This window comes from Acetobacterium fimetarium (genome assembly GCF_014284475.1).
Classification (GTDB): Bacteria; Bacillota; Clostridia; order Eubacteriales; family Eubacteriaceae; genus Acetobacterium; species Acetobacterium fimetarium.
This window is the reverse complement of record NZ_WJBC01000039.1, coordinates 1-10,033: the sequence shown is the minus strand read 5'-3', so window position 1 is coordinate 10,033 and position 10,033 is coordinate 1. Positions and strand designations below refer to the sequence as shown.

The 10,033-nt window shown below is 39.8% G+C and carries 10 protein-coding genes; all 10 read right to left on the bottom strand.

Translation table 11 applies throughout. From position 1 onward, the window contains the following. Positions 1 to 222 precede the first annotated feature (222 nt). Entirely contained in the window at positions 223 to 390 is a 168-nt protein-coding gene (locus tag GH808_RS14525; protein ID WP_186843507.1) for a hypothetical protein, read from the bottom strand. Between the two features lie 10 nt (positions 391 to 400). Beyond that, a complete protein-coding gene (locus GH808_RS14520) occupies positions 401 to 1,030 on the bottom strand; it encodes a sugar transferase (RefSeq protein ID WP_186843506.1) in 630 nt (209 codons plus the stop codon). A gap of 22 nt (positions 1,031 to 1,052) precedes the next feature. Next, positions 1,053 to 2,249 carry an ATP-grasp domain-containing protein gene (locus GH808_RS14515; protein WP_186843505.1) on the bottom strand — a complete coding sequence of 399 codons (1,197 nt, stop codon included), beginning with the start codon at positions 2,247 to 2,249 and terminating at the stop codon, positions 1,053 to 1,055. Positions 2,250 to 2,293: 44 nt separating this feature from the next. Then, positions 2,294 to 3,565, bottom strand: coding sequence for a DegT/DnrJ/EryC1/StrS family aminotransferase (locus tag GH808_RS14510; protein ID WP_186843504.1), 1,272 nt, complete (start codon positions 3,563 to 3,565; stop codon positions 2,294 to 2,296). After that, entirely contained in the window at positions 3,562 to 4,398 is an 837-nt protein-coding gene (locus GH808_RS14505; protein ID WP_186843503.1) for a formyltransferase family protein, read from the bottom strand. The genes GH808_RS14510 and GH808_RS14505 overlap by 4 nt, the downstream gene beginning before the upstream one ends. A gap of 20 nt (positions 4,399 to 4,418) precedes the next feature. Next, positions 4,419 to 5,099, bottom strand: coding sequence for a PIG-L deacetylase family protein (locus tag GH808_RS14500; protein ID WP_186843502.1), 681 nt, complete (start codon positions 5,097 to 5,099; stop codon positions 4,419 to 4,421). A 131-nt stretch (positions 5,100 to 5,230) separates the two neighbouring features. Beyond that, on the bottom strand, positions 5,231 to 6,607 hold the full coding sequence (locus tag GH808_RS14495) for a mannose-1-phosphate guanylyltransferase/mannose-6-phosphate isomerase (protein ID WP_186843501.1): 1,377 nt from the start codon (positions 6,605 to 6,607) through the stop codon (positions 5,231 to 5,233). A 28-nt stretch (positions 6,608 to 6,635) separates the two neighbouring features. Further along, complete coding sequence (locus GH808_RS14490) at positions 6,636 to 7,787, bottom strand: DegT/DnrJ/EryC1/StrS family aminotransferase (protein ID WP_243166239.1); 1,152 nt, start codon at positions 7,785 to 7,787, stop codon at positions 6,636 to 6,638. A 32-nt stretch (positions 7,788 to 7,819) separates the two neighbouring features. After that, complete coding sequence (gmd, locus tag GH808_RS14485) at positions 7,820 to 8,902, bottom strand: GDP-mannose 4,6-dehydratase (RefSeq protein WP_186843499.1); 1,083 nt, start codon at positions 8,900 to 8,902, stop codon at positions 7,820 to 7,822. 39 nt (positions 8,903 to 8,941) lie between these two features. Further along, complete coding sequence (locus tag GH808_RS14480) at positions 8,942 to 9,826, bottom strand: alpha-1,2-fucosyltransferase (RefSeq protein WP_186843498.1); 885 nt, start codon at positions 9,824 to 9,826, stop codon at positions 8,942 to 8,944. Positions 9,827 to 10,033 lie beyond the last annotated feature (207 nt).

Genomic DNA, 10,033 nt, shown 5'->3' with positions numbered 1-10,033 from the left:
CTCTGAGTAATCCTGTCAGTTTCAATGCTTTAAAAGCTTTTAAAAATGCAATATTTGTCTGTTCAGATGGGTTGTTTTGGTTTATCATAGTGGTATGCACCTTTCCTGTCTGATTTTTGTTACTTTGTATTTTCATTATATCAGACATTGGGTGCATTTTTCTGTCAACTTCTGTTTTTCAGAAGCTGCAGATGGTGTTGTTGTAAAGTCTCAGCTGAATTTTCAAGCTGGGAAAGTTGAGATATTATATTTTGATTCATCATCATTAAATCCTGCAAGATTAGCAGCCAAGTGAAATTCATAACCTAATTTCTGTGCAGCAAGTATTGACGGAATGGAAAAATTCGATACATAATTCGTGATGTTGCTGATGAACAAGATTTTTCTCATTTCAATCCTCCTAAAGCGCATTATTGCTTTTATCCGTTTTATTTTCAGCTACTTCATTTGTATATAGCCCTTCTCTTTTAAAAACGGTACTAATCGTTTTTAAAAATATTTTTACATCCAGCCCAAAACTGATATGATTAGCATACCAGGCATCCAACACACGTTTCTCCCGGCTTAAAATTCCATTTCGATAATACGCCTGGGTAAATCCGGTAATCCCTGGTTTGACATTCAGTTTATCCTTTTCATCCTCTTTGAATGTTCCCATATCGCTTGGTAAACACGCTCGAGGTCCAATGATACTCATGTCACCTTTCAAGACGTTTAATATCTGCGGGATTTCATCAATGCTTGTTTCTCTCATTAGCTTTCCAATCCTGGTAACTCGGGGATCATCCTCTGCATTATAGGTACTTCCGTCTTCGTTAAGTATGAACGGAGCATCAACTTTCATCGATCTGAACTTATACATTTTAAAAAACCGGCTATTTTTTCCGATCCGCTCAGATTTGTAAAATACTGGTCCTTTATCCATCATTTTTATTAAACTCCCAAACACGATATAGAACAACGCAAATACCGGAAGCCCAATAATACATATGATAATATCTAAAATATTTTTTATATATTTTGCATACATCTGAGTCTACCTCGTTAAATTTTTATAAATACGATACCCTGACAACCCCGTCATCGATTAATTTTCTGGCCAATTCAACATTTTCGATTGCCTTCCTTCTGTCTTCCGAAATAGCCAGCACATAACCGCAACCATCAAGATTATTATGGTATGCTCTTATTGTATCGCCAATCTCCAGATGGTGATAGACTACAACCTTACACTCTTCCTGAATCGCATTGAAATCAGGCAAACCAGCTATTTTTCCGGGCTTCAATGCCAACACTTTTGTAGCTACACATGGTTGGGGATTTTTTACTGAAAGATCAATTTCATCTCCGACCGAGGCTTTAATTATGCTGCCCATATAGTCGATTCCGGTTTTTATGGGAATAATGTGCGAACCGATTAAATTACCTCCCATTCTCGCCCCCACATCAACGATACAAACACGATTCTCTTTCGTCACGAGTACATCCATATTCACGGCGCCAAAATTGATTCCCAACACTTGAACTGCATTTTTTACAATTTCTCTGAGCCGGCTTTCGATATCAAGATTACTCGGCATCATATGTCCCAACTCCGCATAATCCGGAGGGCTGGTCATGTATTTGCCCATCACGCCAAGGACATAAACTTCGCCATTGTAGATAAAAGAATCAACGCCATATTCCTTCCCGTCTATAAAATCTTCAATCAATGCCTTTTTTATCAATGAGGCATTGATCGCTTCAGTACAAGCATCTTTTAATTCATTTTTTGAGTTAGCTCGTTTAACCGCTTTACTTCCAGAACCATCACAGGGTTTTACCATAACCGGGTAATGAATATTTTCGATAATCCCGCTAAGATCCTCAATATCGCTGATCTCATAATACTGCGAAATATCATCTATCTTCTTTTCATAAAGAAGATGTCTCACCAGATATTTATTTTTCACCACTTTAGCCGTATCGTATTTTATTCCCGGCAGGTTCATCTGCTGAGCGATAAAAGCTGTTGACAATACACCATAATCGGTTGCTGCTGTCATAACACCATCCACTTTTTTTTCTTTGGCAAATTTCAAACAGGCTTGCTGATCGACGATATCAACCACGCCGTATTCATCGGCGTATTTAAAACCTAAAGAATTTGGATTCTTATCAATTGCAATGGTGTAATAACCGATTTCTTTCGCTTTTTTTATTACAAATGACTGAAGAAACCCAGCTCCAATAATTAGTATTTTTTTCATGTTCTCAGCCCCCTTCCACAAAATCTGACCGGTGGTCTATCAAGTTAAACGCATGACTTTTTTCTGATGCAATTGATCAGATAGAATTCATGGCATCCTTTTTTTAACTTAACGGCTTCTACAGCTTCTTTCAATTTCACAACCACATACGCCACATCCTCATCGCTAAGCAAGGTATGAAGCGGCAATGAAATCTCATTTCTGTATACATTATAGGCATTTGGAAAATTCTTAATCTCAAATCCCAGCTTCTGGTACGCCGTCATCATCGGCAAGGGCTTGTAATGAACGAGTGTTGCGATGCCATTTTCTGCCATTTTATAAAAAATAGCATCACGCTGTACAGAATCGATATCAGCGATGCGTACCAGGTACAGATGCATGCTCGATTGGCTATCATCCTTTAAATGCTCAACCGGTGTCACATCGATATCTTTGAGCAACTTGTTATAAAGTTTTGTAATTTCTTTTCTTCTTTCCAGTAATCTTGGATATCGTTTCAATTGTTCCAAGCCGATGGCCGCCATAATATCAGTCATATTGTACTTATATCCGGTGCACTCAATATCAAATTCCCATCCGCCAAGTTGCAGTTTGCTTAAAGCATCTTTACTCTGTCCATGCAGTGAAAGCAACATCAGGCGTCGATAAATGTCATCGTTGTCTATACCGGGAATGTCTATCCATGTACACGCGCCCCCCTCTGCGGTTGTCAAATTTTTTACCGCATGAAATGAGAAGCAAGTGAAATCGGCAACTGAACCACAGACATGGCCTTGATAGGTGGCGCCAAAGGAATGGGCGGCATCAGCGACAATCACAACCCGGCCGATCGCCTTCTGCATAGCATTTTTTCCTGTGAATACACTCTTTTTTCTTTGTACAATTTCAAATATTTTGTCGTAATCGCACATTACGCCTGCGATATCCACCGGAATGATTGCCTTTGTCTTTGAATTGATGGCTTGCGCCAACTGATCATAATCCATTTCATAACTGTCAACTGCCGTATCGACCATGATAATTTTCGCTCCAACGTGGTCGATGACACTGGCTGAAGCAGTATATGTATAGGGGGTAGTAATCACTTCATCGCCCGGGCCAATTTCCAGCAAACGCAGCGTCAGCTCCAGTGCGGCCGTACCTGAATTGAGACAGACGGCACGATTGGTCGTACAATAAGCTGCGATTGCTCTCTCAAACTGCTTCGTTTTAGGCCCGGTCGTTATCCATCCGGATTTCATCACCTCAACAACCGCGTTGATTTCGGCATCGGTGATATCCGGTGGTGAAAGCTTGATATCTCTGCCGGTCATTTTAAAACAGTCCCTTCCTCTATTTCAAAATCGATGGGCGTCAAAAATCCATCACGCAGCTTTATTTTACCTTCCTGTGCGTTCGTCGTTGCTGACCAGATGCGGATGATCTTGTTGCCGTCATTAAAGAAGGCCCCCGGATAGGGATGTGTTACTGCCCGGGCCATCTTGTCCGCTGCATCCATTGTCATCGTACTTAAGATAACGCCATCTTCCGGCTTTCTGCCGGGCCACTCGGTAGCATCGGCATCATTTTGCCTGGTAAAAACAACATGATCATTCACAATATCATCCCAATACTTTGCGATCAGGCTGATTTGCATCTCATCCACCTTTTGATAGAGTTCTGTCGCCGTTATCTTTTGATCCAGTTCGATGATCCCCTGACCGATGATATCACCGGTATCAACGCCTTCCTCGAGTTTGAACATGCTCACACCGGTCTTATCCAGCCCCTTGATAATCGCCCATGGAATCGCAGCTCGACCTCTTCCTTTCGGCAGTAATGTCGGATGCATTCCAATCGCGCCTTTTCGGGGCGTATCAAGTACTTCTTTTTTCGCGATCTGTGACCACCCGATGATAAACAGCCAATCAATTTCATGTTCCTTAAGCGCTTCAATTGCTTCTGCATCGTTAATGCTGTCTATCTTTACAAGCGGTACTTGATGTTTTTTTGCAATTTCATCAAGATAAATTCTGCCGGATTTATTTTTAGCTTTCTCATCTTTAAGCGTAATGAGCAAATCCAGTTTTCCGCCGATTTGATATATTTCTTCGATACAATCAAGTCCCAATTTAACGCAGGTTGTAAATGCCATTTTCATTTTCATATCTGATCCCCCCTTTTTGTTTAGAATCCTCTTCTGAATACGCTTTCGAAACTTTCGGCGTAAACCATACCGGCCTGACCACCCCGGTAGGCCGCCAGCCCTTTTATTGCTTCATGACTCCTCGGATGAGGGAAAGGCCTCATAACCCCTCTGTATTGAGCCAAAGCTTTTAACTTCATATCAACAGCTATTTCTCCAACTTCTATGAATGTGTTTGGCGTGAACTGACTGATCCCCTTATTCAACGACCATTCCGTCGATGATGGAACTTCCATAAACAGCAATTCTTTTAGCGGGGTTATTCCAGATTTTCTTTGAAATAATCTGACCGCGACCTGACAGGCAAGTGATGTGTGCAAATGATCATTGTTTAAATCTGCCGGATGATGTGTAAAGACCGTTGTAGCCGCTGTTTCTGTGATTGCGTTTTCGATAAACTGCACCATCTTTAAATGAGGCACGATGTTGAATTCGATATTGGGAAAATCACCTTTGATGATTTGATCAGCACCCAATAAATTCATCGCATTGTTTATATCTTTATACAGTTCTTCGGTCGCGGGCCTGTCCTTTCTGGCATATACTTCGCCTGAAAGCATACAGACATTTACCGAGTGGCCTTCCTGTGCTAATTTATACATCGTCGCTCCAGCACCTAAAACCTCATCATCTGGATGTGCCACAACTAATAAACACTTCATGGCTAAAACCTCACTTTATGCTTTAGATTTTTATTGCAGCTTTTATATGCTTATTTTCTACCCGATTCTTCCCTAATCAAACTGCTTTTTCACTTCGCATATGGAATTATGCTGTGCATTTCAGCGATAATTTATTCCCTTCCGTAGTCATCACCAAATCTTACGATATCGTCTTCTTCCAAATACGCGCCCATTTGAATCTCAATAATCTCCAGTGGTATTTTCCCGGGGTTTTCCAGTTGATGCTTTTGGCCAGCTTTTATATCGATACTTTCCCCAGCGCGAACAAACTGAACTTCTTCATCAATGGTTACCCGAGCCATTCCTCTGACCACGATCCAGTGTTCACTCCGATGATGATGCAGCTGATAGCTTAGTTTTTTGTCTTGATTTACCGTAATTCGTTTGATTTTAAATTGCTCTCGTTCTTCCAGAATTCGATAATGACCCCAGGGACGATAGTCATACACATGATATTCCGTTCGTTTATCTTTCCTTTTTTTTAAAATCTCAACCACATCCTTGACTTTCTGTGATTGATTTTTTTTGCATACTAATAGCGCATCTCGATTGTCAATAATAATCAGATCATTAACCCCAACAGCCGCCACTATTTTTCCATTGTTTGATAGTACCAGATTGTTGACTGAATCAATCAGGATATTTTCTTTGCGTGTTGCGTTATTGTTTTCATCCTTGTCAAAAACATTATAAAATGAATCAAAACTTCCTAAATCATTCCAGCCGCAATCCGCCGGGACGACCACCACTTTTTTGCTTTTTTCCATGATTCCATAGTCGATTGATATATTGGTTTTAATTTTTGAAAATGATTCATTTAAATCTTTGCTGAACTGAAACGCCTGATAGATTTCCGGGACATATTTTTTTGCCTCTTCCACAAACAGCTTTGAATTAAACATGAAAATGCCAGCATTCCAGTAATAGCCTTTTTCAATATATTGAGTTGCTTTTTCACGCGTTGGCTTTTCCTTAAATGAAGTGACCGTGTAACCATTGCCTTTAACAACTCCGGGTGATATGTATCCATATCCAGTGTTCGGTCCATCTGGCTTGATCCCGAAAGTTATCAGTGAATCGTCTGTTTGAATTTCTGAATTCTTGATCAAATCAACAAATGCCCGATTATTGATAATAATATGATCTGACGGAAAAACCACTACCGTATCATCTCCGTTTTTTTGAATTTCACTAATTCCTGCATAAATCGCCGGAAGGGTTCCTTTCGCTTCAGATTCTACCAGAATGTTATTTTCATCGTATTCATAATCAAGCTCATTAATTTCACCCATCACTAAAAATTTATACTTTTTATTCGTGACCACGTAGATATCTTTTCCGTCAGCTAACAGTAAACTGCGCTTAAAAGATTCTTGAAACAACGATTCTTTTTTATCCTGGAGTTTAATAAATTGTTTCGGATAACGATCACGACTTAACGGCCATAGACGTGTTCCACTACCACCAGCCAGTATAATAATTTTCATCACAAACCTCCAAAGGTTTATCCTTCTTTTATCGATTCACTTTTTTAAGCACATCAATCAGAAAGTCAATGTTCTCGCGATTATCTTTGCTGTGGTTTCCGACAAAAAAACCGTTTTCATGAATATCATCTGCGTTCTTTAATTCTCCGTGAATAGAATAATTCATGAATTTTATTGCCCGGTTTCTTGTGAAATTGCCAGCGACAATTGGCCTGACTTCGATGCTATTTTGTTGCAGCATCTTTACTGTTTCATTCCGTCGGCCACTATTTTCTCCTTCCAGCACCATGGCAAATCCAAACCAGGAGGATTTACCAAGCTCTTTTTGAGCTCTCATATTTTCCACTTCTTTAATCCGTTCAATGAAATATGATGCGTTGTTTATTCTGTTTTGAATGATTCCATCGAGTTTTTTTAATTGCTCAATACCAATTGCACCTTCAATCTCTAACGGCCTTAAGTTATAGCCTGGTACAATAAAATTAAAGCTTTCATAAAACACGTCATCCCTTTTTATATATAGTTCACTGTTTTCAGGTAGATGTCTTGTCCAGCCATGTGAACGGATGCTCAGCAAATAATGATAGAGTTCATCGTCATCGGTCACGGTAATGCCCCCTTCGATTGTCGAAATGTGATGGGAATAGAAGGTTGAATAAGTTCCCAGCAAACCAAAGGTTCCCAGTTTTTTATCAGCATACTGCCCACCCAACGCTTCACAATTATCTTCAATAAGAATCAAATTTCTGTTCTTGCATATTTTCATGATTTTTTCATAATCATTGGGGTTTCCTAATAAATTAACGGCAAAGATGGCTTTTGTTTTTTCGCTTATCGCTTCTTCTATTTGAGTGACATCGATATTTAACGTATCCTTATCAATGTCGATAAATTTTAATTTCAAGTTATATTGACAAAGGGGAAAATAGGTTGTACTCCATGAAACGGCAGGCACGATCACTTCATCACCTTGCGAAAGCTTTCCCGAATAAACCAGTGCCGCGATGGCAAGAAGATTTGCCGATGAGCCAGAGTTTGACATGACCGCATGCGTTGTGCCGACCTTTTCTGAAAATTGATGCTCATATTCTTCCACTTCTTTGCCCATCGTGAACATATCGGATTTAATGACCCGGTTGATTGCTTCCAATTCTTTCAAATCCCAAGTATTGTCTGACAATTTGTACGCCACCCTTAATCCCGCCTTCTTGATTAATCAAACTCTTTGCGAATTCGTTCTTCCTGTTCCACCATTTTTACATCACTTTTGATCATAATTCTGATAAGTTCCTCAAAACTCGTACTTGTCGGATTCCATCCCAGTTCATTTTCAGCTTTACTTGGATCGCCCAGCAACTGTTCTACTTCCGTTGGTCTGAAATATTGAGGATCTACTTCAATGAGTACTTTTCCGGAACGTTTATCAATCCCTTTTTCATCTATTCCGACGCCCTGCCATTCGAGTTCAATCCCGACTTCTTTAAATGCCAGCGTCACAAATTCCCTGACCGAGTGCATTTCACCAGTGGCAATGACAAAATCATCTGGTATCTCATATTGAAGCATTAACCACATACACTTAACGAAATCCTTGGCATATCCCCAGTCACGTTTCGCATCAATATTTCCAAGGTATAATTTCTTCTGCGTTCCCTTTTTAATCCTGGCGGCAGCAAGGGTTATTTTTCTCGTTACGAATGTCTCTCCCCGTCTTTCCGATTCATGATTGAAAAGGATGCCATTGACTGCGAACATATGATACGCTTCGCGATAATTCCTGGTGATCCAATAGCCGTATAGCTTGGCGACGCCATAAGGGCTTCTTGGATAAAATGGTGTTGTTTCTCTTTGAGGGATTTCCTGTACTTTTCCAAACAGTTCCGAAGTCGATGCCTGATATATTCTTGTTTTATCCTCGAAGCCAAGAAATCTCACCGCTTCCAACAATCTTAATGTTCCCACGCCATCGGTATCAATGGTATATTCTGGAACTTCAAACGATACCTTTACATGTGACATCGCCGCCAGATTGTAAATCTCATCCGGTTCAATCTTCCTGATCAGTCGGATCAAATTGGTTGAGTCTGTCATATCGCCATAATGCAATTCTATTTTGCGTTTAATGTGCATGTCCCTCAGTAACTCATCAATATAAAGATGTTCGATTCTGCCGGTATTAAATGAAGAACTTCTCCGGATTATTCCATGTACTTCATATTCCTTTTCTAATAAAAGCTCTGCTAAAAAGGATCCATCCTGACCGGTTATCCCGGTGATTAATGCGATTTTGCGCATTTTCTTTTCTCCTTTGCTATGCGTATTGAACTTTATAATCTATATTTTTATCCACGTATCAGGTACAATATCAATTGGCGAACCATCTGCAAACCATCTTTGCGGGGCTATGATTGTCTTTTGTTCGTTTTCAATGAGCCAGGCCCCCCACCAATAAAATGTGCTGTTAACGATAATTGCATGTTTGCACGCTGACATAACAAACAATTCTTCGGTATCACTGGTCTGATCTTCAAATTCACGATAATTCACCTTGCAATCGAACCTCATATTCTCTTTAATCCAATCGATATCATTGGAGAACACGTAAAACACTGGATCAGCAACTTTTTCTTTCATGATTCCAATCGCTTTATTGAAATAGGCGTTGTCATAGCTTCCAAAGTGTCTCCGTAGTCGACTTGTCGCCAAATAATCGCCTCTTCTGATCCCAATAAAAACAGAATTTTCACTGCTGAATTTATCGATTGCATTTCGACTTTTTTCGCTCATTTTTTCTTTTAGGGTGATTTCATTTCTTAGCTCATTTTCGATTCCATTCAAGTGTTTCCATGACTGCCAGTATCCGTCGTAATATTGATAACCAAGTATACTTTCGATATCTCGATGCGCCCGGTCCGATTCCAAATAATACTGGTGATTGAATATTTTTTCAAAAATTATTCCTGCTCTGTAAATAAGCGTTGATGGATCACTTGTATGCTTTAGGATACACACCGTTGACAAATCTGCCTGGGTAGCTCTGTCTATCTTAACATTCAATTTTTCTATTCTCGGAATATAAACGCTGTTTTCTTTAATTGTGGAAAAATATGCTAAATCTGCTTTTACATCCTCACAGTTGTATTTCAATTGCAATTCTCTAAGAAAAGAATATTGAAACAATTGATTTCCATATCCGCCTCTGAATTTTACAATTTTCATATCTAAACCTCGTTTTTCCTTAATTTAATCAAAAACTTCGTTGCGGCTTTTAAATGTCAATATGAATACCCTATTTTTGCAAATCAGCACCACCCGTCTAACGGGTGGTTTGCTCTGAGGCTATAAGCCTCTGTTACCGGCCGGCGCCTCAAGACGCTGGCCTTCACTTCGTTCAGGCTCTATGGCCTTTGCCACTTTTGCTTGCCC